The sequence below is a fragment of the Moraxella sp. CTOTU46711 genome, assembly GCF_031975715.1.
Classification (GTDB): domain Bacteria; phylum Pseudomonadota; class Gammaproteobacteria; order Pseudomonadales; family Moraxellaceae; genus Faucicola.
This window is the reverse complement of the sequence record NZ_DALYMP010000001.1, coordinates 827,188-851,057: the sequence shown is the minus strand read 5'-3', so window position 1 is coordinate 851,057 and position 23,870 is coordinate 827,188. Positions and strand designations below refer to the sequence as shown.

Genomic DNA, 23,870 nt, shown 5'->3' with positions numbered 1-23,870 from the left:
GATAGGGTATAAACCGACAGTGACGACTACCAAATACCCAATAAAGACGTCGAAACAATTGAGTTTAAAAAGCGCATCGTTAACTTGCGCAACGTCTGATGGTTAGCCTTTTTTACTATCAGATTGGCAAAAATCTACAGCTCAATTAACAACATAAATATCACCAACCATGGCACCGTGATGACAGTAAGCGTGAAAAAAACGTATTTTTTGACATGGTGTTTGATGATGGCGCCGATATAGCTTCCTGTTTTGACCTGGTAGGGGGCAATATCAGCATCATCGCGCTCATAGAATGCGACCATGTCATTGAGTAATTGCTCGACCTGTTCGGTCTGCCATTGGTAGGTTTCAAACTGTGCTAACAGCTCGCTAATCACTGGGGTTGTATGGGATATGCCGGGTGTCACACATAGCATATCGCATTGCTTAAAGCGTTTAGAATGGGTCGTACCTTGATGGATAAGATGAATTTTATGGTGGCGTTTATCATGGGTGATAGCGAGGTACAAATTCGCTATATACATTTCACTACCTTCCATAAAATGCAGAAAGCGACCATCTTTGAATAGGATAAAACCCATGATGCCGGTTTTTTGATTATTATCTCTGGCACTTTGATAAATTTGGGTAAATGTGCTGGGCTTTAAAGCGGCTGACCAAGTAAGCGAACTGGTATAAGTCAGGTAATAAGTAGGGGGAGACATCATCGTAGAACTCCTCAGCCATACTCTTTATATGTTACTTTGAGTGTAGCATAATAATTTTTTAATGTTATGATTAATTTAGCATCATCTGTCTAAACTAAAGTATAACCCTTAATTCATACAAAAATAAATTAAAGTTTATAAATCTTTTTAGGGTAAAAAATTTAATTATTTTTATGATGCTGTGTTTGCATATCTGTGATTAGCTCGTTCACCTCCGATGACTGCCAATCGGTGGGAGTAAATGCTTGAAATAGTCGGCTAATGGATAAATTATTCACATCCTTATCAATGTCAAGACAGTACATATCCCATTTTTTGAACCGCGGCTGCTCTCGATGACCCTCAGTAATTATTTTTAACTTTTTATGGCGATAATCTTTAAGTAAATTTTGGTACAGGTGATTGACCAATGCCTTATCCCCTTCCAAATATTGAAAAAAATGCCCATTTTTGAATAGCAAAAATCCCGTGATGTGTTGGGCGTTATTGTTTTGCCTAGAAATCTGCTCGATAGTTTTGAAAGTAAACGGATTAATCGCGCCCAGTAAGGTGATTTTACTGGTGTAGGTTAAATAATAAATAGCATCACACATAACGATATCCAACATAAGGTTACCGCTGTTACCAATTCACTACAGCGGGCATTTGATTAACGCTTATAAGCGATTATACTTAACAAAAAGCCATTTTCTTACATAAATATTTAATCATTTCAAATTTAACTTACTGACTTAAAAACGTCCTGACTTTAAAAAGAGAAAGCTATGCCGAATTCATCGACCCACGCTACAAAACACCCGTCATCCGCCACCGTCCGCTCAAATAAATACAAACTTGGAGCTGCTGCGGTTATAGCCCTTGTGGGGTTAAGTTTGACAGGCTGTCAGGCCATGGCGACAAAAAACGCACCAATCGCCGCAAAAGCTGATAGCACTAGCACGGTATCAAATGGTATTAAAACCGTCAAAAACATTGCCTATGGCACAGATACTCGCCAACAACTCGATATTTATACCCCTGCAGACGGTCAGCGTCACCCTGTGTTGATATTTGTATACGGGGGCAGCTGGCAACATGGCAAACGCCAAACCTATGGCTTTGTCGGTAAGCAGTTTGCCAAGTCAGGCTATACCACAGTGGTGGTGGATTATCGCTTAGCCCCGGCAAACGTATTCCCAGATTATGTGCTCGATACAGCCAGCGCCATGGGGTGGGTGTATCGCAATATCGCTCAATATGGCGGCAATCCTAATCAGCTGTTTGTCATGGGGCATTCGGCAGGGGCGTTTAACGTGGTATCTGCGGTGGATGATAACCGTTTTTGGAAAACCACCGGCATTCCCAACAAGGCAATATTAGGCGTGATTGGACTAGCAGGGCCCTATGATTATGATTTTCGTACCGGTACTACCAAAGTTGCCTTTCCAGCCAATAGCACCCGCCAGCAAGTGATGCCTGTGTATCATATCCGTCAAGATGCACCCCCGCATTTGTTGGTGACAGGTAATAAAGATATGCTTGTCTACCCACAAAATGCTGATAGCTTACAAAAAGCGCTGACTCAAACAGGCGGCAACGTGGAACGGGTGCAAGTCCCTGCCACTCATGCAGGCGTCGTAATTGGTCTGGCAACACCGTTACAGTCGTTTTATCCCACCTTTAACAAGGTCAATGATTTTATGCAGCGGCATTTGCCAACAGCGCGCTGAGAAAAATTTCTAATAAAAATTTTCAAGACAAACTTTAAAGTAGCGGTAAATTATAGCGCCTAACGCAATCCGATGCATACCGCTGCTGAGCCAGTAGCCTCAAATGCGATCAGAGAATCACAACCGAGTTGACGTAACCGACTCGGTTTGCATTTTATCCAATTATTTATGCCATTTGCTGTCCAATCTTTGCTGAAATTTTTACTTCATAGACAGCTGCTGCAACATAATGACGCTATTGCAGGTAGCTGCTATCCGCTTATAATAAACGGCATTGACTCGCTTATCATAAAAAAGTTCTCAATATCCTCATAACAACATAACGAACAGGACATCCTGATGCTACCAATCAAAGACCCCTCATTACTGCAAACCCAATCCCTCATTGATAACCAATGGGTAGATGCGACGGATCGTACTACCATTGATGTCACCAATCCATTTGACAACCAAGTGATTGCCAATATACCGAGTCTAGAAAAATCCCAAGTCGTTGACGCCGTCGCCATCGCCCACAAAGCACAAATAGACTGGGCACAAAAAACCGCCAACGAGCGTGCCGCTATTTTAAACAACTGGGCGGATTTAATCGACCAAAATAAAGAAGACTTAGCGACCATCATGACCGCTGAGCAAGGCAAGCCCATCACCGAATCGCGTGGTGAAATCGGCTATGCCAATAGCTTTATCCGCTGGTTTGCCGAAGAAGGCAAACGCATCTATGGCGATGTCATCCCCACCACCAACAAAGACCTACGCTACGTGGTGTTAAAACAACCGATTGGCGTATGTGCGGCGATTACCCCTTGGAATTTCCCCGCCGCCATGATTACACGTAAAGTGGCCCCTGCCTTAGCCGCTGGCTGCAGCATAATTGTCAAACCTGCCACTGAAACACCCTTGACCGCACTGGCGCTAGGGGAACTAGCGGTACGAGCAGGCTTACCTGCAGGCTTGCTACAAATCGTCACCGGTAAATCCTCAGTGATTGGTGAAGTGCTCACCCAAGATGAACGTATCCACAAATTGTCATTCACTGGCTCTACCGAAGTTGGTCGCGTGCTGATGTCACAATGCGCGTCCACGGTTAAAAAACTCTCGATGGAGCTTGGCGGCAATGCGCCCTTTATCGTCTTTGATGATGCCGACTTAGAAAAAGCAGCAAGCGGTCTTATCGCTTCCAAATATCGTAATGCCGGACAAACCTGTGTCTGTGCAAACCGCGTCTATGTGCAAGCAAGTATTAAAGACAAATTTTTAGCCATTTTTAAACAAAAAGTCGAAGCACTAAAAGTCGGTAACGGCATGACAGATGGTGTGGAAGTCGGTCCACTAATTAATAAAGACGCCATAGATAAAGTGCAACATTTACTTGAAGATGCGGTAAATAAAGGCGCGACCGTGGTCACCGGTGGAAAGAAACACAGCGCGTCAGATTTAAGCTTTGAGCCGACCGTTATTACGGGTATCACCGATGATATGGACATTGCTACTCAAGAGATTTTTGGTCCGATTGCACCCGTGTTTACTTTTGATACCGATGATGAGGTGATTGCTCATGCCAATAATACGATTTATGGACTGGCAGCGTATTTCTATACCCAAAGCGTTGCGCGCTCGTGGAAAGTGTGTGAAGGACTCGAATACGGTATGGTCGCCCAAAACACCGGGCTGTTATCAACCGAAGTTGCACCATTCGGCGGTGTGAAACAATCCGGTTTCGGTCGTGAAGGCTCAAAGTATGGGATTGAAGATTATGTGACTACCAAGTATTGGTGTATTGATGTGCAATAATAGTTAAATCGTCCAAATTCATGGCATACATTGCCATGATTGGGCGTAAGATTGAATGTGGTGATTTAGCTTATTGGTTTTTGCAATTAGCGCTTTAGAACTTTTACTCAGCAATATCAAATACTTGGCGCAGGTATGCCAAAAAGGTATCGTTATCGGTCATAGTTTTGCCCGGGCTGTCAGATATTTTGGCAACCGATTGCCCGTTACATTCCACCAGTTTAAGGACGATGTTGAGCGGTGTTTGCCCCATATCATTGGTCAAGTGAGTCCCGATACCAAACCCAAGTTGGAAACGGTCGTTAAAATGCAAGTACAACGCCCATGCCTTCTGCAACGTCAGCCCATCGCTAAAATTTAACATTTTGGTTTTTGGGTTGATTTTGAGTTGTTGGTAGTGCGCGTAGGCTTTTTCGCCCCATTCATACGGGTCGCCACTGTCATGACGCAGCCCATCAAATAGCTTGGCAAAATACAAGTCAAAATCGCGCAAAAAAGCGTCCATCCCGACCACGTCAGTCAACGCAATACCTAAGTCACCTCGATATTCTTGAACCCAAGCTTCGAGTGCCGCTTTTTGGAAATTACGCAAGCGCACATCGAGCGCCTGAAAGGCTTGCAGAAATTCATGTGCCATTGTGCCAATCGGGGTGATACCAAACTGTTTGGCAAAATATACATTGCTAGTACCGCGAAATATTTCCGGCACTGCCATCAATCGCTCAATCACTTGCTCTTGCCAAGCAACACTATAACGTCGACGCGTACCAAAATCTGATAGCAAAAACGGAACGTCATAATCCGCCATTTGGCGACGATAGTCTTGTAACAGTATGATTTTATCGTTTAGCCGTTGTTCACCGACTTGCCAAGCCGATTGCTGATCAAGGTGACTAAAATACAGTTCATTGACAATCGCCAACACAAAGATTTCAAACATCATTGCCTGAATCATCGGGCCTTCAATACGAATGTCTAACCGACCTTCAGCATCAAGGGTCGCTCTGATAAAACGGCGTTTGAGTTGAAATAATTCAAGATAATCAACAAAGTCACTTTTGATAAAGCGCAGACCACGAAGATATTGCAACTCATCAGCTGTAAAACGCAATTCACAAAGCGCATCGAGTTCGGCATTGACTTCATCGAGTAGCGTTGATAGGGGATAGGCGGTGTCTTCAAGGTTGCGACAGCGAAACGCATATACGCTATGCGTCTGTGGAAACTTGTGTAGCACCACTTGTAGCATGGTAAATTTGTATAAATCCGTGTCCAGCAAAGACTTAATAATCGCCATCACCCATCCTAAATTCTGTAACTATCGATATGAGTGACTACTTTAGCATTAATTCGCTTGGATTGTACAAAATCTGACTCAGTGTTTGGCATTATGGTTGGTTGGGCGTTTCGACTTTAATTTTATTGACGGCATGGTATTCACGGTTAAAATACACCAAGCCTGTCTGGTCTTTGCCTTGTTGTATGGCTTCGATACGACAAATAAAAATCCCGTGTGTGCCGACTTCTTGGATTTGCTCGATTTGGCAATCAAAGCTCGCCAACGCATTGTCCAAAATCGGTGATTGGGTCATCAAGGTATGCCATGTGCCATGCTCAAAGCGCGCTTGCGCTTCGAGTTTTGATGCAAAAACCGCAGATAATGGTGCGTGATGATCAGCCAGCACATTCACCGCCAATACCTTGTTTTGCACGAAATATTCATACGAGCGTGAGGCGGTATTCATACATACAAGCAAGGTCGGTGGGGTATCGGTTACACTGCACACCGCCGATGCAGTAAAGCCATGACGACCCGCAGGGCCATCGGTAGTGACCACATTGACCGCAGCCGATAACATCGACATGGCATTTCTAAAATCAGTAACGTCAACCATTGTGTTTTCCAAAGTACTTTTTAAATTATTAGGTCGTCCAATTGATGCGTGGCTAAATAGTCATTTCGGATGAGCTTGGCGCCTTGTGCTAAGGCAGACAGCTTGGCTTGTGCTACATGACGGGGTAGCGGCGCCATCCCGCAATTGGTACAAGGGTACAAATTTTTAGCATCCACAAACTGCAAGGTTTTATGCAGCGTCTCTGCCACTTGCTCAGGCGTTTCTATCTGATGCGTCGCCACATCAATCGCGCCCACCATCACTTTTTTGCCACGAATCAATTCAATAAGTTCCATCGGTACGCGCGAATTTTGACATTCTAGCGACACCATATCAATCGCCGATTGTTGTAGTTTGGGGAAGATGGCTTCATACTGTCGCCATTCACTGCCCAAGGTTTGTTTCCAATCGGTATTGGCTTTGATACCATAACCATAACAGATATGGACGGCAGTGTCACATTTCAACCCTTCGATAGCACGTTCGAGCGCCGCAATGCCCCAATCATTAACTTCATCAAAAAATACATTAAAGGCAGGCTCATCAAATTGAATAATATCAACCCCTGCCGCCTCGAGTTCTTTGGCTTCCTGGTTGAGTAGGGTGGCAAATTCCCAAGCCAGCTTTTCACGGCTGCCGTAGTATTGGTCACTTAAGGTATCAATCATGGTCATGGGTCCAGGTAGCGCCCATTTGATAGGTTTGTCTGTGTGCTGACGTAAAAACTTGGCGTCCTCAGCAAATACCGACTGTGGGCGCGACACTGCACCCACCACAGTCGGCACACTGGCTTCATAGCGATTGCGAATTTTTACTGTAGCGCGATTGGCAAAATCAACCCCATCTAGATGCTCAATAAAGGTGGTGACAAAATGTTGGCGGGTCTGCTCGCCATCACTCACAATATCAATGCCTGCCGCTAGTTGCTGCTGCAATGATACCAATAATGCGTCTTGTTTGCCTTGGACAAGGGCACTGTCTGTCAGCTTCCAAGGTGACCAAAGTTGTTCAGGTTCGGCAAGCCAGCTTGGTTTAGGCAGGCTACCTGCCGTTGATGTTGGAAAAAGTGTAGTCATTGTTTTCTCTTTAATTGTTTGGCGTCAGCAAAACTGCTTAAGCGACTTATTAAGCTACTTGGGAATTTAACCAGTTTTGTAATAAGGTTTGATAGGGTTTGATAAAGTGGGTTTCTGTGTATTGACCTTGTTGAATCGCCAGCTGGCTACGTTCTTCACGGTCATACTCGATTTTGGTCAGTGAATAATCCTCATGATTTAAACTGGGCTGATAACTTTGACCTGCCACAGTATTGGCGTTATAAATCTCAGGACGATAAATTTTTTGGAACGTTTCCATCGTGCTAATCGAGCTGATAAGCTCAAGGTTGGTGTAGTCATTGAGCAAATCACCTTTAAAATAAAATGCAAAAGGCGCTACTGATTTTGGCGGCATAAAATAACGCACCGATAACCCCATTTTGCTAAAGTACTCATCTGTCAGCGAATACGCGTCTTGTACATATTCAGTGCCCAAAATCGGATGACAATTGGCGGTTTGGGTATAAGTCTTGGTGGTCGATACACTGAGACAAATCACCGGGGGTTTGTTAAATTGCTCACGATAGGCAGGCGAGTTCAGCACATAATCAAACAACTTACCATGCAAATCCCCAAACCGCTCAGGCACGCTAAACGATGGCTGGTTTTTGTTATGCGCCAACAGCCATACACTAAAGTCATAATCGCGCACATAGGAAGAAAAACTGTTACCCACGATGCCATCGATTCGCTGCTGGGTCTGGGTGTCAAAGATAACGGTTTTTAAAATCTCAATAGCCGGAAAGCTATCTCCCGTGCCCGCTATCTCAAGATTGGCAGACACAATCTCAAGCTCGACCTGATAGCGGTCGCCAGTCACATTGTCCCAATGTGCCAAGTCATTAAATCGACGGTTAATCATTTGCAGGGTATTGCGTAAGTTTTGCTGGCGGTGTTCACCCCGTGCCAGATTGGCAAAGTTGGTAGTCAGCCTAGTATCTTTGGCGGGTTGGTAGTTTTCATCAAATGCAATGGTTTTGATATGACAATCAATCGGTAAAGTCATGTATATAATCTCCGTAACAGTAGTGCAAAAAATTTTCTTTTAGCACCCTACGATTACTAAAAATCGTCACTGCTAAAAGTACAAAGACAGTTATACGCTAAAATGAAGATGAATAAAAACGAATTAAAATTTAAAAATGATGAATTTTATTCATTTTAGGTTTTTCCTTGAATAAAAAACGGCTAGTAAAGTGTCTAACCGTTTTTTAGCAGCGCTGAGATTTGGTATTAGCGATGTCAAAATTCCCTAACATAGATTCAGAAAACCTAGTGATGCTGTGTATTTTTGAGGTTAATGAAGATTAATTTTGTTAGCATCTTTGCACATTCAATAAAAGTTGATAGTCAAAAAATAATTTATGCAACGAATTAATAAATTTTGTAGGTATAAAACAAGTAATTATTTATCAGAAAGGTTAAATTACCAATTACCAACATTACGCTACAAGTCTGTAGCATTAAAGAGTGAATAGCCCAATCTATAATCACGGGAAAATAAGGAGGGTGATATGACAATAAGCAATCATCAAAATATACCCTCGTCAACACTCAATACGGTAAAACCACCCTATATCACCATGGCGATTTTTGCCATTATAGGCTTTGTATTATTGTTTGGCGGGATTTATCTCATTAGTTTGGGCGGCTCGTGGTACTACTTGGTAGCCGGTCTTTGGATATTAGCCACGGCGGTGTTACTTAAAAAACGCGCTGCATTGGCGCTGTGGCTGTTTGCTGCCTTATTGGTTGTGACAGCAGTATGGTCGCTATGGGAAGTGGGCAGCGATTTTTGGGCGCTCGCACCTAGACTGGATATTTTAACCTTTATGGGGATTTGGCTATGGTTGCCACATATCACCCGCTATGTTAAATCTCATCAGCCAATTAACCAGACAACTCCATTATCAACGCCTAAAGCAACGTTATTTGATCATACTTGGATAACTCCGGTTCGACATGGCTTGGGCTTAGTCATTCTGTCAATTTTTGCGTTGATGGGTTATGCCGCTTTTCATGACCCCCAAGAGATTAAAGGTACCATCACCCGTGCGCAGCCTACGCCAAAACCACTAGCAGGCATTGCTCCTAGCGATTGGACCGATTATGGGCGTACGCCTGAAGGTACACGCTATTCACCTTTGACCCAAATTAATGATAGCAATGTCAAAAATCTTAAAGAAGCATGGACGTTTCGTACTGGCGACTTTAAAACTGCCAATGATTCTGGGGAAACCACCAACCAAGTCACCCCGCTTAAAGTCAACAATACCTTATATTTTTGTACAGCGCATCAGTTTTTGATTGCGCTTGACCCTGCCACAGGTAAACAAAAATGGCGGTTTGATCCGAAACTCAAATCAGATAAAACCTTCCAACATTTGACCTGCCGTGGGGTGTCGTATCACGATGACGCCAATGTCAGTAAAAATGCTGCCAGTTTGCAAGCGCGCCAAACCAAATCGGCGCTTTGCCCGCGTAAAATTATTTTGCCAGTCAATGATGGTCGCCTCGTCGCTGTCAATGCCGATACGGGTCAACGTTGTAGCGATTTTGGTACCAATGGTGAAGTCAATCTGCAACAAGATATGCCATACCCATATCCCGGTGGCTACAACCCAACGTCACCGCCTGTAGTGACAGGGACGACGATTGTCATCGGTGGGTCTGTGACTGACAACCTCTCTACCAAAGAGCCTTCGGGCGTTATCCGTGGCTATGATGTTAATACGGGTAAACTAATGTGGGTATTTGACACAGGCGCAGAAGACCCCAACGCCATCCCAGCACCTGGGCAAAAATTTGTACACAACTCGCCAAATGCATGGGCGCCGCTTGCGTATGATAGTCAAGCCGACGTCGTATATGTGCCTGTTGGTGTTGGGACGCCAGATATTTGGGGTGGTAATCGTGACCGACTACAAGAGCGTTTTGCCAACTCGGTTGTTGCGCTCAATGGCACCACAGGTAAAGTGCTGTGGAGCTTCCAGACCACGCATCATGACTTGTGGGATATGGACGTACCCTCGCAGCCGACCATTGCAGAATTGACCGATCAAACGGGCAAAACCACGCCGGTGGTCTATGTCACCACCAAAACGGGCAATGTGTTTGTCCTTGACCGCCGTACTGGTAAACCTGTGGTACCGGTGACAGAACGTGCCGTACCGCAAACGGTCAAACGCGGTAACCAAACCAAAGGTGAAAAATACTCTGCCACTCAGCCATTTTCTGAGTTAAACCTTGCGCCACCAAATCCGCTACAGGATAAAGATATGTGGGGCGCGACCATGTTTGACCAGCTATATTGCCGTGCGTATTTTAAATCACTCAATTATGAGGGTATCTATACGCCACCGTCAGAAAACGGTACTTTGGTTTTCCCAGGCAATTTAGGGGTATTTGAATGGGGCGGTATTTCAGTCAATCCTGATCGCCAAGTCGCGGTGATGAATCCATTAGCGCTCCCCTTTGTCAGTACTTTGATTCCACAAGATCCTAACCGTCCACAAAAAGAAAAAGGTGCAGGCACTGAACAAGGCGTCCAGCCTATGTATGGTGCGCCTTATGGTGTTGAAATCAAACCTTTCTTATCACCTGTCGGATTACCTTGTAAACAACCTGGCTGGGGCTATGTGGCAGGGGTAGACTTGACCACGCATCAAATCGTGTGGAAAAAACGTATCGGTACTATCCGTGATAGCTTGCCAAAACTGATGCAGTTACCGCCATTAAAAATCGGTGTACCTGGACTGGGTGGTTCGATTTCGACAGCGGGAAATGTGATGTTTGTCGCGGCGACCCAAGATAATTATATCCGTGCCTTTAATGTCAGCAACGGCGACAAACTCTGGGAAGCACGTTTGCCGGCTGGTGGGCAAGCCACGCCAATGACTTATGAGATTAATGGCAAACAGTATGTGGTCATCATGGCAGGCGGGCATGGCTCGTTTGGCACCAAGATGGGTGACTACATGGTTGCCTATGCGTTACCTAATTAGTCATTGAGGCTTATTGAGGCTTTAAGAAAACCACGTTAACACCTTAACGTGGTTTTTTTTATGACCCTAGATGAAGGAGAATTGTATTTAGTCATAATTTATATCAGCAATTACACAACACGGTTTTTAGCGAGCGTTTAAATAGTGTACCTTGCAAACCCTTAATATGATCAATTGATTAACGCTAATGCTTACTCAACTGGTTTTTTAAACGCCTCAATCGCCATCGCCCGTGAGACTTTTGTTGGGGTGTCAAGCTTTGGATAGGCGATATGAGGATGTTGTTTTAGATAGGTTTGGAGTTTTTGCTCAGCGTTGATGATGTTAGCTGGCACTGTTGCAAGCTCGGGTACCCAGTGTTGAATATAGCTGGCGTCAGGATCATGCGCTGCCGCCTGACTAAATGGATTCATCACCCGAAAATAAGGCTGGGCATCGGTACCGACGGAAGCTGACCATTGCCATCCGCCATTATTACTGGCAAAATCACCATCTACCAAATGCTGCATAAAATACGCCTCACCCCAACGCCAATCGATCAGTAGGTTTTTGCTCAGATACATCGCCACGACCATACGCAGCCGATTGTGCATAAAACCTGTAGCATTGAGACAGCGCATCGCTGCATCCACCAGCGGCACGCCGGTCTTACCTTGATACCAGCTTTCAAAGTCGGCTAGGTCATAACGCCAAGCCACAGATTCATCGAGTGGGGTCAAAAACGCCTTGCCTTTAACGATATCTGGACGGTTAACCATAACATCATAATAAAAATCGCGCCAAGCCAGCTCGCTAATCCAGCGCATAATGTCTTTCTCGCTTCCCAGTCCTTGTTGACTGTTCAGCTTTTGTCTGGCTTTGAGATAGCATAATCTTGGCGATAGCATACCGATGGCCAAATAGTGCGATAAACGACTGGTCGCACCTAAGTGATTATTCAAAGCGGGCACGTCTCTGGCGGTATTGTAATCAGCGATATGTTTTTTTAAAAAATCATCCAGTCGTGATTGGGCAGCCGCTTCACCGGCAGGGTATAACAATTGTGCTAACTCACTCACGTGATTGAGTTGTTTATCAAGTGCAGCGGTGGGGGTAAGATAAGCGCGATAAAATGCATCAATCGTTATATAGTCATTGGTATTGGTATTGGTATTGGTATTGGTATTGCGGCTGTCTTTGGCAAGTTGTGTGGTATTTATAGCCATGGCAGCAGGGGTGGGCGATAGGGTTAAACCGCCAGTTTCAATCATCGCAAGCCAACGCTTGTAAAAAGGGGTAAAGACTTTGTACGGCATACCTTTGTCCGTGACGATACGCTGAGGGGCAACCACTTGACTATCATCAAACCATTGGGTAACTATGCCTAACGACTGCGCCTGCTGGGCGATATACTGATCGCGGGCAACTTCATTAACTGGGTACTCCAGATTGGCAAATAAATGGCTAATAAAAAGCTGCTGGCAAAGCTCAAGCACATTCGTCGCCTGCAAGGCAAAATCATCCACCACTCTGATGATAATACCAATATTTAACTGAGATAAACTCTGCTCAAGTGCGCGGATTTGCCGCAGTATCAAGTCAATTTGCCACAGCGATTTGCGGTGTGATTGCCATTGCTTGGGTGTCAAATAAACCACGGCGATGACGCCAGCATGGTTTTGCTGTGCATGCTCACAGCAGGCCGCAAAAGCGGTATTGTCAAAGGTGCGCAAATCTTGGCGAAACCACATCAAGTTCGTTTTGCTGCTCATTATCTTTACCCCAATACAACAGTTTATCGTTAGGGTATTATGTCAACAAAGGCTTGGCTTCCCAAGACATTTTTTCAGGTTTATTGCGCCATCATAACGGTAAAAGCCAGTTATCCCGTTGCAAAAATGTGCAATGACCCACATAAAAAGTCAACTAAACTAAACTAGATAATAGCTAATAGATGTAAGCGCCTTAAATAGCCAGCGATTAAGTAAATCTATAGAAAGGGATAATGAAAAATTCTAATAAAACCGTTAAAAAATCTGATTTACCGAGCAAAATCTGCCCAGTGTGTCAGCGTCCATTTACCTGGCGAAAAAAATGGGAAAAAGATTGGGTGAATGTCATTTATTGCTCAAAGCGTTGTCAAGGTAATAGCCGTAGCAGCAAATTAAAAAAATAACGCTAAAAACTCATTAATGACAGGTGTACCCAAAATCAAATAGCAAACTAACTATTTGATTTATGGCACAATTATATTAAGATTGCAATGTCATCTCCCATCATTAAAGCGTGCATCAAGCGATTTCCCTGTTATGCTATCTACCCCATCATCCAATAACAAATCGTCAAAACTATATATTAGGGTAGTGGTGGTCGGAATCGTTACTGCGTTACATGGGCTGCTGCTGTATCTATTTTTTCAGTACCAAACTCAATTAAAGATTAAACCGCAAACCATACAGCCGCTTGAAATTAGCTTTATCCAGCTAAAGCCTCAACACCCCTCACAGACCTACTATTCACAACCGCCTGTGGTTATCCATCATGTAGACCCTGCCATACAACCTTATCTTAGCGATAACACACAAGCGGCTGATATTAAGGAAAAATCGTTATCAACACCAAACCCTACACCCGCTAAACTGGTGAATCATCCAGCAAAAAATAGTAGCCACAAGCCAATCGAATTCAGTCCAACGATAGATAATTCGACTAACCAAAAAAAAGCCAGTCAACCTAAAACTTCGTTATCTACAGCAAGTCAAAGTCAAAGCCAAACTCAATCTCAAAAAAAATCACAAGATATTCCTAGCGAGCCATTAATGAACGTGCGTGAAAATAACGCCAACTATGAACAACAGCAAGGGACGCAAATAGAACGCAAAATAAATTCAAATAATAGCCAATCTCTTGCTCAACCCAAATCAGCTACTATCAATTCAGCTACTACCAACCAAAGCCATACCAATGCCGATAATGCTTTAAAACCTATAACTCACGATGAGCGTGCTAAATCATCTGAAGATTCAATGCGTCCTCAAATACAAAAAACGCCAAATCGGCCCGTTAGCCCAGCTATTAATTCGTCACCAAAATCAGCAACACCCATCACCTTTGGCAATGCGGATGCAAGTTGGCAGAAAAAACCTAATACGCAGTTACCACCCAATTTGTCCCGTATTGTGACACTAAAACAGCTATCAAGCCTACAAGTAAAACTCAATGTCAATGCCCAAGGTGGCGTGGAAAAATGCAGAATTACTCAAACATCGGGTGATCAAGAGGTAGATAAATTTATTTGCCAACAAGTGCAAAAAGCCAAACTTTACCCAAGAAAAGCCAATGGCGTCACGGCACCAAGCATTGGTAATCTCACGATAGCCCTAACCAATCTTGCAAATTAAACCCTACAATATGTTGTTGAAGCGGCATCTATGTAATGATCATTAATGGCTTACTGTGTCAATATTGATTAACTAGACACATAAAAAAGCCAACCTGATGAACAGATTGGCTTTCATGTTATTGAAACTTAGCTTATTTCTTTTGGTAGGATAAACGTACGCCGTATACCCAGCCATCATTGTCTTGGAAATCGCCAACAATGCTACCATCGGGTAGTTTTGCTTTGGCATCACCAAACATTAAGTATTTAACGCCGCCTGAGATAGCCCATTCAGGTGTCAAATTGTATTTTGCTCCCAAGCCCACATTCCAGTTACCTTCCACAGGTCCTAGAGAAGTGATGGGATTGCCTGCACCTGAGTCATAACCCACAGCGCCCGAAATAGCTAATTGTGGCGATAGTTTTTTACCTAGACCGACTTCAGCAGTCCAAGCGTCATCGTCATAAGAAACTAAATTTAAACCGCTTGCGCTACCATAGATTTTTGGTTTAATCGCAAAATCGCTCCAAGGTACCCAACGTGCTTTTGCGGTTAAAAGGGTTGTTGGATTGATACCTGTTTGGAAATCTAAGTTAACAGATTTTGGCGTGGTGATAGTAATCTCATTGGTGCCCACACCCGCTGCACCAAGTGCAGGAAGATTTTCCGTCATAGTGACATCGTGGTCGATTTCAGAGCGATAGGTTAACGCGGCTTTAAGGGCAATTTCAGGTTTTAAATAAGCAATCCCAGCCATCCAGCCATAAGCCGTATCACGCGTAATATTTGCATCATACCCAGAGGCAGTTTTATAAGCGTTACCACGTAAGTGAACATCACCTTCTAAACGCTGAATCGTAGGACCACCATAAATTTGAATATTTTTCTTTTCACCCAGTTTTACTCCCAACAGTCCTGTGAAATTTTGGCTGCTGATAGAAACGTTGGTTGCACCTGTGACGTTAGATAAATTTTGTGAAGCCGCTTGTGCGGTAGATAAAGTCTTAACTGCTTGTGTGCCAGCCGCAACTTGGGTAGTACCTGCAGCAATCCCTTGTTGAAGTGCAGTAATTTGTGGTGTTAAAACAGGTGCTAATGCAGGGTTAGCAGCCAAAGCGGCTTGAGCTCTCGCTAATTGAGTATTTGCTGCCTCTAATTGCGCTTGCCCTGCATTAACTTGATTTTGGATGGTTGAGATAGCGGTTTGTAGTTCTGTAGCATTGGTAACAGGCAGTGCAATACCTGCATTTTGCAATCCTGCTGCTGCCTGAGCATAGATACCACCAATAACCGCAGTTGGCGTGCCAACAAAGTTGTTATCGCCAGAAAACTCAACATCTGCGCCCCAAGGCTGGTCAAAAAATGCCCCTACGCTGATGGTGTCATTGACATCGGCTTTTGCGCCAAAATTTAAAAACTGGTAATCGTCGGCCATGTCAGGGACATTGCGACCAGCGGTAAAATTTGCGTCAGTCGTCGCAACCTTTGCGTTATCTTTACCTTCGATTGTTGGATCAATAGTAATGTGCTCAACATAGGCAAAAGTACCTTGCTCGGTAAAAGCCCAGCTTGGTTGGGTAGAGCGGTCTAGACCAGCGGCGTTTGCGATAGAAACAGTAGAAAGCGTAGCAACGGCTAGCGCAAGAGAAGAAATTTTAAATGACATGTGAAGCTCCCTGTTTGATTTTAATCATCACGTCTAACAGCTAATTTAATAAAAACTTATCAATAAATTAGAATTGACGTAATACCTTCCTTTGGTTAGGTAAAGAATAATCAAAATTTTAACAATTGACAACCGTAGAATCACATTTTTGTAAGAATTTATTGACCTGAGCAGTCACGAAAAAAAGAGGGTGTTAACCCAATGAGTTAACACCCTCTTTTTACTGACTATATCTAGCTAAACAACTATCGACCGCGGTAAGTAATACGTCCTTTCGATAAGTCGTAAGGTGTCATTTCAACTTTAACTTTATCGCCTGTTAAGATACGAATATAGTTTTTACGCATTTTTCCAGAAATGTGCGCAATAATTTCATGCCCATTTTCTAAACGCACTTTAAATAATGTGTTAGGTAAAGTATCGACCACTTCGCCTTCAAATTCAATTACATCGTCTTTTTTTGCCATAATACCTATATCTATGAGTCAAATTTATAAATGCAGATTATACGCTGATGCGTGTGTTATCGCAACTTTTAAGCCCTAAATCAATCAATTGAAAAAAAATAGCTGAAAGTTGTAGGCGAAAATTCATATTATTCAGGCAAATTTAGCCAAATAGGGGATAGCCTTGTTGCCGGTAACAGTGATTGGAATTGGGGTGGATACAGCGCGTTGATAAAGTACAGCCCATCGGCAGAAGCCGTCGCTGCGGCAAGTGACCGATTTTTGCTCAGTAGCAATGCTTCAATCCATGCGACTGGCTGTTCACCGCGCCCAATTTCAAATAACGTACCCATAATATTTCGCACCATGTGATGCAAAAAACCATCGGCTTGGATATCCAGTACCAACAGCTCACCATGCTGAATTAATTTGGCAAAATGGACATGGCGGACAGGCTGGTTAGATTGGCAGGAAGCGGCACGAAAACTGGTAAAATCATGAGTGCCTTCCAGATAGGTCGCTGCCTGCTGCATCAGTTGGACATTAAGCGGGGCATATTCATGGGTAATTTGCTGATTGAGTATCGCAGGTCGAAAGGGGTGGTTGAGGGTAATATAGCGGTAGCGTCGAGCAATCGCAGAAAAGCGCGCATGAAACTCAGCAGGCATCACTTGTATCCAGCGCACTGCGATATCATCAGGTAGCAGAGAATTTGCGGCACGCAGCCAATTATAAGGCTGACGTGTGGCACTGGTTTGAAAATGGGCAATCATATTTGACGCATGGACGCCGGCATCAGTACGACCCGCAGCGATGACTTCTATGGGTTCATTGGCTATCTTTGATAACGCTGCTTCAACATGCTGCTGAATACTATCAACTTCTTGTTGGCGTTGCCAGCCGCGATAGCGAGTACCAATAAATTCGATGCTGATCGCATAAGTATTTACAGTCATAAAAAAGCCAATTTTGCCAAAACATACGATAAAAAGCCTAGTATAACAACTAATCAGTTATTAGGCGACGGTGTGGGTATCTTTTAGACAATGCGCCCAGCGCTGACGGCGGCGAGCAGGGGTATCATAACTGCCAATCAACCAAAGCAGACGCGCAAATATTGCAGGTAAGGTCAACCGCCCCGTCATCAAAACCTCACACTGAGCCAGCCATGCCCCCGCTTCATACGCTTGGCTGACGCCGCCATACGCGCATTGGGTGGTTGCTGCAACCAGACAGCCTTGTTTTTTCGCCTGTAATAATTGGGTTTTGATGGATTCGGCATACGGCACATTGCCTGCACCAAATGCCAAAATAATGATGGCATCAGGTTTTTCAGCCAATAAATTATCCAAGCGAGTGGCGAGCAAATGCGTATCTACGGGCGTCAAATAGAGTGTGGCAATGTTGGCATGGGACAAGCTGTCAAAGACTTGCGGCAATTGACTAAACCGATCTTCTAGCCAAAGTTGATGCTGAGCCTGGGTGATTTTTGAGGTATAGCTATTGGCGGGATAACCAGCACGGTGGTGCCCCACAAACGCCATTAAATCATGGCTATGAATTTTTTGCACCGTTTGCGCAGGCCAATCTTCACCAGAAAAACACACCCGCACCCCAGGCTCACCATGACGGGCTAGTTTGCAAGCATCAAATAAATTCTGCGTGGCATCGCTCTGCGCGTCGATAAGGTAATCGGTTAACACATTGCTATCAAGCAAAGGTCTCATTGCCCCTGTCACCACAATACTGATATGACTACCAGCAAAACACTCTGCCAAAAAAGCCGCGAGGTAGCTGAGCGTATCCGTGCCTGTTAGCACCACAAATTGGCGAAGCCCTTGCGCAATGGCCTGTAGTATCAATTGATAAAAATGCGCAAAATCGGCAGGCGTTAACTGGCTACTGTCTTTAATGATATCATTATCCAGTATCCGCCAATCCACAGGGTCGTGTGCATGGTTTGGGTAAGTGGCAAAATGGGTCTGTAAGATCTGTGATAACACAGGTAAGAAAATATCAGCATCTAAGCTGGCAAGCGGTTTGCCATAACTGCCAAAAGTGCCGCCCGCGTAGATGATGCCAATACCTGATTTGGTGATAGATTTACTCAATTGAAATTTTACTCATAAGGATTGGCAACGGATAACTTATCAAGGACAGCGATTTCAATCGCTTCCATTTCATCTTGCTCAGCTTGCCCAAGTTCATGGTCAAAACCCAGCAAATGTAGCATACCATGCACCAGCAAGTGGGTCAGATGCTGCTCAATGGTCTTGCCTTGCTCAGCGGCTTGACTGACCACCACCGCATGGCAAATCACTAGTTCACCTAGCGGCAATGCGGGCAACAAGTCTAGCACAGCTTCAGGCAATTCACTGGCATAGGATAAAATATTGGTGGCGTAGTCTTTGCCACGCGCATCCAAATTGATAGCGCGAGCTTCCACAGACTCCGTGACATAAATTTCTAATTCAACGGTTTTTTGGAAGATAAATTCACCCAGTTGACTAGGTATTTCGGTGGTGTCTTGATGGGTTTCAAAATACTGCAGCACTTGCTGCAAAATAGCGACAATCTTGTCTTGTTGGTACAAGGCTTCAAGTTCGCCAAAATTTGGCAGCGCAATTAAGCTTTCAGCAAAGCTAATTATCACTTGACTCATTGGCGCTTGCGGCAAAGCGCCTACTAAATCATCTGTTAAATCAATTTGGGTTGGCAAAGTTGATGACATAAGTTACTCCACGATACCTATATCAATGGGTGCGTTATCAATCGGAGCTTTATCAACCGGTGCATTGTTATCCGTTACCCCGATAGCCGAACTTGCGGCTTGTGACTGTGCTTGGCTTTGTTCAAGTAGGCGCGATTGCTTTTTGGCTTCTTTAATCGCTTCTTGCGCTTCATCGTATTTATCGTAGGCTTGCACGATTTTTTGAACCAATTGATGGCGTACCACATCTTTGCTATCAAACCGCGTCACATGAATTTCTTCAATATTCGCCAAGATTTCTAGCGAATGACGCAAGCCTGAATTGGTGCCGCGAGGTAAGTCCACCTGTGACATATCGCCCGTGATGACCGCACGGGAGCCAAAGCCCAAACGAGTCAAGAACATTTTCATCTGCTCAGGGGTGGTGTTTTGTGCTTCATCCAAAATCACAAACGAGTTGTTTAAGGTACGACCGCGCATGTAGGCGAGAGGGGCTACTTCAATGACTTGTTTTTCAATCAGTTTTGCCACTTTTTCAAACCCTAGCATTTCATATAAAGCGTCATAAAGTGGGCGTAAATAAGGGTCGATTTTTTGGGTCAAATCCCCCGGTAAAAAGCCCAGTTTTTCCCCTGCTTCTACCGCAGGGCGTACAAGCAAAATACGCTCAATCTCATTGCGCTCTAGCATGTCCACCGCACAAGCCACCGCCAAGTAAGTCTTACCCGTCCCTGCAGGGCCTACGCCAAACGAGACATCAGAGAGCAAGATTTTTTTGACATATTGCTGTTGGTTGTAACCACGTGGGATGATTTTTCCTTTACGGGTTCTCAAACTAATCGGGGTAAATTCAGTGCTATCTGCGCGCTCGCTGCCATTTTCGCTAGCGGCATCATTTTCTAGCGCTAAATCTTGCTCACGGCTAAAACTCGTTTGCACGAGCAGGTGCAAATCTTCTGGCGAGATGACGTCGTTGCTTTGTGCTTCATCGGCAAGCTGTACCAAAATACGCTCAGCACGTGTGACTGAATCAAGCTCACCTGAAATCACAAAATCAGTTTTGCGCTGGTGAATGTGCACTGACAGGCGATGTTCAAGGTACTTAATGTGGTTATTGTATTCGCCCAATAGGGTTTTGAGTTGGTGGGCTTTTAGAGATGATAAATCGACCGTTCTGCTGATGGTATCGCTCAAGAGTGCTTCCTTTTATGGGTTTTTATAGTTGTGATAAATCATAATGTTGAGAGATTAGGGGAGTATGACAGTAACCAATATAATATTTTGGCACGTTGATACTATTATGGTAAATATATGCAAAAATTCAAGTGACGTTCACGGGTTTTTGTCATTTCAAGTGATTTTGAAGCCAACAGTCAGGCAATGCTCAGCCATAACGGGCAAAAAATTAAATTTTGAGAAAATGAAAAAAAATGTGACAAAATGCTTGACGACATAGGGTTAAATACGCATAATATGCACCCCATGACAGGCAAGAAATACTTTCAAAATTCTGCCTAAATCTTGCAAATTTGCCAAACATGGCGATGTAGCTCAGCTGGTTAGAGCGCACGACTCATAATCGTGAGGTCAAGAGTTCAAGTCTCTTCATCGCCACCATTTGCAAATAACTCAACGCACGCTATTTTGACAAGTCCCGTATTTTGCTAAGCCAAGCATTTTGATGTTTGGTTTTTTTGTTGTTTGTCATTTGGTTGTTTGTCATTTGACGATAAAAAAATAACGAAAAAGAAAAAACAAAAAAAGGGCGATAGCTGTATCACCCTTTTGTCATTTAAATTACTATTTAAATTGTTATTCAATATTAACGAGCAGCGTTATAGGCTTTATTGGCATCATCAAAACGTGCCATGACTTTGTCAGATGCGGGCGTTAATAGCGACACCACATATATGGCAATCATGCCTAAAATAAAGCCTGGTACGATTTCATAAAGACTACTACCGGTTAATGGTTTCCAAGCGATGACCGTCAACGCGCCTACGAGCATGCCCGCCAACGCACCTGTGCCAGTCATACGTCGCCAAAATAACGACATCAACACCACAGGACCAAACGCCGCGCCAAAACCTGCCCAAGCATAAGAGACCAATCCTAATACTTTGCTATCTGGGTTTTGGGCGATGACAATGGCAATTGCTGAAACCAAAAGCACCATGAATCGACCAATCCAAACCAGCTCTTTTTGCGTGGCAGTAGGGCGAATAAACCCTTTATAAAAATCTTCTGTAATCGCGCTTGAGCATACCAATAATTGACAGCTGAGGGTACTCATGACCGCCGCCAAAATAGCCGACAATACCACACCGACAATCCAAGGATTAAATAACAATTGTGCCAAACCGATAAAGATACGCTCGTTGTTATCTTTTAAAATGGCAGTTTGCTCAGGATGCACCGTCATGTAGGCAAGCCCAAAATAACCGACCGCCACCGCGCCTGCTAGGCATAAAATCATCCAAGTCATACCGATACGGCGGGCATTATTGAGTGATTTTACCGAATTTGCCGCCATAAAACGCGCCAAAATATGCGGCTGACCAAAATAACCCAAGCCCCAAGCAGCCGCACTGATGATACCGACGAATGACGTACCAAACAGCAAGTTACCGTAGTTTTTGTTATTTGCCTGTGCCGCCATACTGACCGCCGCATGAATTTCATCCATACCGCCTAAGTTTAAATAAACCATGATGGGTGCGAATACCAGCGCAAAAATCATTAAGCTTGCTTGAATAGTATCCGTCCAGCTTACTGCCAGAAATCCCCCAATAAAGGTATAGATAATGGTGGCAAATGCCCCTAGCCACATAGCCGTGGCATAGTCAATTTCAAACAAGCTTTCAAATAGCCGCGCACCTGCAACAATGCCTGAGGCGCAATAAATGGTAAAGAAAAACAAAATAATCGCCGCCGAAGCAATTTTAATTAATTTATTGTTGGCGCCAAAGCGGTGGTGAAAGTATTCAGGCAAAGTTAGCGCATTGTTATTAAACTCAGTATGCACCCGCAGTCGACCCGCCACCAAAAGCCAATTAAAATACGCACCAATCACCAAGCCAATTGCAATCCAAGATTCACTCAACCCTGATACATAAATCGCCCCAGGTAACCCCATCAGCAGCCATCCTGACATATCTGAAGCACCCGCCGACATCGCGGTCACAAAACTGCCTAGACTACGGCCACCCAAAATATAGTCATCAAAGTTACGCGTGGCAAAATATGCCGCAAACCCGATGCCCAATACCAAAATCAAATACAACGTAAATGTAATATAAACGGGTGTCATCCCATCACTCCTAAGGTCATCCCGATTCAAGGTAATAAAACCACTAAAAATTGATAGCAGTCATAGAGATTTTACGTGGCATCACACGCTAATCGACATCCTGATAGATACCATCTAATAACGAAAAGTCACATTGTAGAAAAATTTTAGGCATAAAAAAAGGATAATCGCTTTGATTATCCTGTTTATGGCATAAAATTGTCAACGCGCTAGACTTTGCGATACATAATATCGTAAATAGCGCGACCTTCCTCCATACCACGTTTTTCAAATTTAGTCAGTGGGCGAAAATCGGGACGCGGCAAAAAGTTACCTATACCTTCGCTGTTTTTGCCTTCGACATTTGCAAACGCGGTTAAACTATCCATGACTTCAATCATCCAGTGGGCATAATGTTCCCAATCTGTAGCAGCATGAAATATGCCGCCATTTTTAAGCACCCGTTCCACCACCCGCATACGATCAGCACTGACAAAACGGCGTTTATAATGGCGCTTTTTTTGCCAAGGGTCAGGAAAATACAACTGCAGCGTGTCAATATGCTCCGCTGGTAATTGCTGCATCAGGGCAATGGCATCGCCACTGATGAGTTTGAGGTTATTTAGACCCAGTTCCCCTGCCAAAAATGCACAATTACCCAGTCCTGCCTCATGCACTTCAATGCCGACAAAGTTTCGTGTCGGGTCATTTTTTGCCATTTCCACCAAGCTTGTGCCCATACCGAAGCCAATTTCAACTGTCAAAGGCGCATCAGGGTTTGAAAATAGCTCACGCAAATTGGTTATGCCACCGATATCCATTGCTTGTATTGCATCCAAATTGGGCTGGACAAAAAAATGGGCAAAGTCTGACTGTAACCCAGCTTCTGCCTTTTTGCCCACATGGGTTTTGCGTTTCATAAAAGTTTGAATGGCGCGATAGTGCGGGGATGAATCAAGGTTTTCATCACTCGGTTGTGGGGTAGTGGAGAGATTGGGAGAAAGGTATTGGGCATCGGGTTTAGCCGCATCGACTGTCTCAGAAGTTTGGGTATGTTGGGGTGTCATCATTTGCAAAAATCGTAGTTGGTGTGATAAAGGGTAGTTGTGATAAAATTCGGCTATTATAAGTGAAAACCCCAAAAAGTGAAAACCTCAACAAGTGAAAACAACCAATGGATAATCCCTA

20 protein-coding genes and 1 tRNA gene are annotated in these 23,870 nt (G+C 44.0%); 6 read left to right on the top strand and 15 right to left on the bottom strand.

What is annotated here, in order from left to right:
* Positions 1–134: 134 nt before the first annotated feature.
* Positions 135–710, bottom strand: a complete 576-nt coding sequence (locus RTJ53_RS03670; RefSeq protein ID WP_312275875.1) for a BLUF domain-containing protein — start codon at positions 708–710, stop codon at positions 135–137.
* Positions 711–871: 161 nt separating this feature from the next.
* On the bottom strand, positions 872–1,318 hold the full coding sequence (locus RTJ53_RS03665) for a BLUF domain-containing protein (RefSeq protein ID WP_312275874.1): 447 nt from the start codon (positions 1,316–1,318) through the stop codon (positions 872–874).
* Between the two features lie 156 nt (positions 1,319–1,474).
* Here RTJ53_RS03665 and RTJ53_RS03660 point away from each other — a divergent pair, with 156 nt between their 5' ends.
* Positions 1,475–2,419, top strand: coding sequence for an alpha/beta hydrolase (locus RTJ53_RS03660; RefSeq protein ID WP_312275873.1), 945 nt, complete (start codon positions 1,475–1,477; stop codon positions 2,417–2,419).
* Positions 2,420–2,758: 339 nt separating this feature from the next.
* The gene (locus RTJ53_RS03655; protein ID WP_312275872.1) at positions 2,759–4,213 is read left to right on the top strand and encodes an NAD-dependent succinate-semialdehyde dehydrogenase; all 1,455 of its coding nucleotides are present in this window, start codon (positions 2,759–2,761) and stop codon (positions 4,211–4,213) included.
* Between the two features lie 103 nt (positions 4,214–4,316).
* Here RTJ53_RS03655 and pncB read toward each other — a convergent pair whose 3' ends face one another.
* The 4 genes from pncB to RTJ53_RS03635 all read right to left on the bottom strand — a co-directional run bounded on the left by pncB (position 4,317) and on the right by RTJ53_RS03635 (position 8,211).
* Positions 4,317–5,513: a nicotinate phosphoribosyltransferase gene (pncB, locus tag RTJ53_RS03650; protein WP_312275871.1), complete on the bottom strand. Its 1,197-nt coding sequence runs from the start codon at positions 5,511–5,513 to the stop codon at positions 4,317–4,319.
* An 88-nt stretch (positions 5,514–5,601) separates the two neighbouring features.
* On the bottom strand, positions 5,602–6,108 hold the full coding sequence (locus tag RTJ53_RS03645) for a flavin reductase (RefSeq protein ID WP_007116291.1): 507 nt from the start codon (positions 6,106–6,108) through the stop codon (positions 5,602–5,604).
* 20 nt (positions 6,109–6,128) lie between these two features.
* The gene (locus RTJ53_RS03640) at positions 6,129–7,184 is read right to left on the bottom strand and encodes a methionine synthase (RefSeq protein ID WP_312275870.1); all 1,056 of its coding nucleotides are present in this window, start codon (positions 7,182–7,184) and stop codon (positions 6,129–6,131) included.
* Positions 7,185–7,233: 49 nt separating this feature from the next.
* Positions 7,234–8,211: a DUF1852 domain-containing protein gene (locus RTJ53_RS03635; RefSeq protein ID WP_312275869.1), complete on the bottom strand. Its 978-nt coding sequence runs from the start codon at positions 8,209–8,211 to the stop codon at positions 7,234–7,236.
* Between the two features lie 508 nt (positions 8,212–8,719).
* On the opposite strand from RTJ53_RS03635, the gene RTJ53_RS03630 reads away from it, so the two are divergent.
* Positions 8,720–11,209, top strand: a complete 2,490-nt coding sequence (locus RTJ53_RS03630) for a glucose/quinate/shikimate family membrane-bound PQQ-dependent dehydrogenase (protein WP_409418130.1) — start codon at positions 8,720–8,722, stop codon at positions 11,207–11,209.
* Positions 11,210–11,400: 191 nt separating this feature from the next.
* Here the strand turns inward: RTJ53_RS03630 and RTJ53_RS03625 are convergent, their stop codons facing one another.
* Positions 11,401–12,960 carry a cryptochrome/photolyase family protein gene (locus tag RTJ53_RS03625; protein ID WP_312275868.1) on the bottom strand — a complete coding sequence of 520 codons (1,560 nt, stop codon included), beginning with the start codon at positions 12,958–12,960 and terminating at the stop codon, positions 11,401–11,403.
* Between the two features lie 233 nt (positions 12,961–13,193).
* Between RTJ53_RS03625 and RTJ53_RS03620 the strand changes: the two genes are divergently transcribed.
* Both RTJ53_RS03620 and RTJ53_RS03615 read left to right on the top strand, forming a co-directional pair.
* On the top strand, positions 13,194–13,364 hold the full coding sequence (locus RTJ53_RS03620; protein ID WP_007116285.1) for a DUF2256 domain-containing protein: 171 nt from the start codon (positions 13,194–13,196) through the stop codon (positions 13,362–13,364).
* Positions 13,365–13,497: 133 nt separating this feature from the next.
* Positions 13,498–14,589 carry an energy transducer TonB gene (locus tag RTJ53_RS03615; RefSeq protein WP_312275867.1) on the top strand — a complete coding sequence of 364 codons (1,092 nt, stop codon included), beginning with the start codon at positions 13,498–13,500 and terminating at the stop codon, positions 14,587–14,589.
* Between the two features lie 133 nt (positions 14,590–14,722).
* Here RTJ53_RS03615 and RTJ53_RS03610 read toward each other — a convergent pair whose 3' ends face one another.
* From RTJ53_RS03610 to RTJ53_RS03585, 6 genes are all read right to left on the bottom strand, one after another.
* Positions 14,723–16,237 carry an outer membrane protein transport protein gene (locus tag RTJ53_RS03610; RefSeq protein WP_312275866.1) on the bottom strand — a complete coding sequence of 505 codons (1,515 nt, stop codon included), beginning with the start codon at positions 16,235–16,237 and terminating at the stop codon, positions 14,723–14,725.
* 245 nt (positions 16,238–16,482) lie between these two features.
* The gene (gene infA / locus RTJ53_RS03605) at positions 16,483–16,704 is read right to left on the bottom strand and encodes a translation initiation factor IF-1 (RefSeq protein ID WP_007116282.1); all 222 of its coding nucleotides are present in this window, start codon (positions 16,702–16,704) and stop codon (positions 16,483–16,485) included.
* Positions 16,705–16,832: 128 nt separating this feature from the next.
* Complete coding sequence (truA, locus tag RTJ53_RS03600; RefSeq protein ID WP_312275865.1) at positions 16,833–17,639, bottom strand: tRNA pseudouridine(38-40) synthase TruA; 807 nt, start codon at positions 17,637–17,639, stop codon at positions 16,833–16,835.
* A 60-nt stretch (positions 17,640–17,699) separates the two neighbouring features.
* Positions 17,700–18,794, bottom strand: a complete 1,095-nt coding sequence (locus tag RTJ53_RS03595) for an asparaginase (RefSeq protein WP_312275864.1) — start codon at positions 18,792–18,794, stop codon at positions 17,700–17,702.
* Between the two features lie 8 nt (positions 18,795–18,802).
* Entirely contained in the window at positions 18,803–19,414 is a 612-nt protein-coding gene (ybeY, locus tag RTJ53_RS03590; RefSeq protein ID WP_312275863.1) for an rRNA maturation RNase YbeY, read from the bottom strand.
* Between the two features lie 3 nt (positions 19,415–19,417).
* Positions 19,418–20,587 (bottom strand): PhoH family protein, encoded by a 1,170-nt coding sequence (locus RTJ53_RS03585; RefSeq protein WP_312275862.1) that lies wholly within the window; start codon positions 20,585–20,587, stop codon positions 19,418–19,420.
* Between the two features lie 346 nt (positions 20,588–20,933).
* Between RTJ53_RS03585 and RTJ53_RS03580 the strand changes: the two genes are divergently transcribed.
* A tRNA-Met gene (locus RTJ53_RS03580) sits at positions 20,934–21,010 on the top strand.
* A 205-nt stretch (positions 21,011–21,215) separates the two neighbouring features.
* Here the strand turns inward: RTJ53_RS03580 and putP are convergent.
* Positions 21,216–22,703 (bottom strand): sodium/proline symporter PutP, encoded by a 1,488-nt coding sequence (putP, locus tag RTJ53_RS03575; protein WP_312275861.1) that lies wholly within the window; start codon positions 22,701–22,703, stop codon positions 21,216–21,218.
* Between the two features lie 209 nt (positions 22,704–22,912).
* Positions 22,913–23,752, bottom strand: coding sequence for a tRNA (guanosine(46)-N7)-methyltransferase TrmB (gene trmB, locus RTJ53_RS03570; RefSeq protein WP_312275860.1), 840 nt, complete (start codon positions 23,750–23,752; stop codon positions 22,913–22,915).
* Positions 23,753–23,870 lie beyond the last annotated feature (118 nt).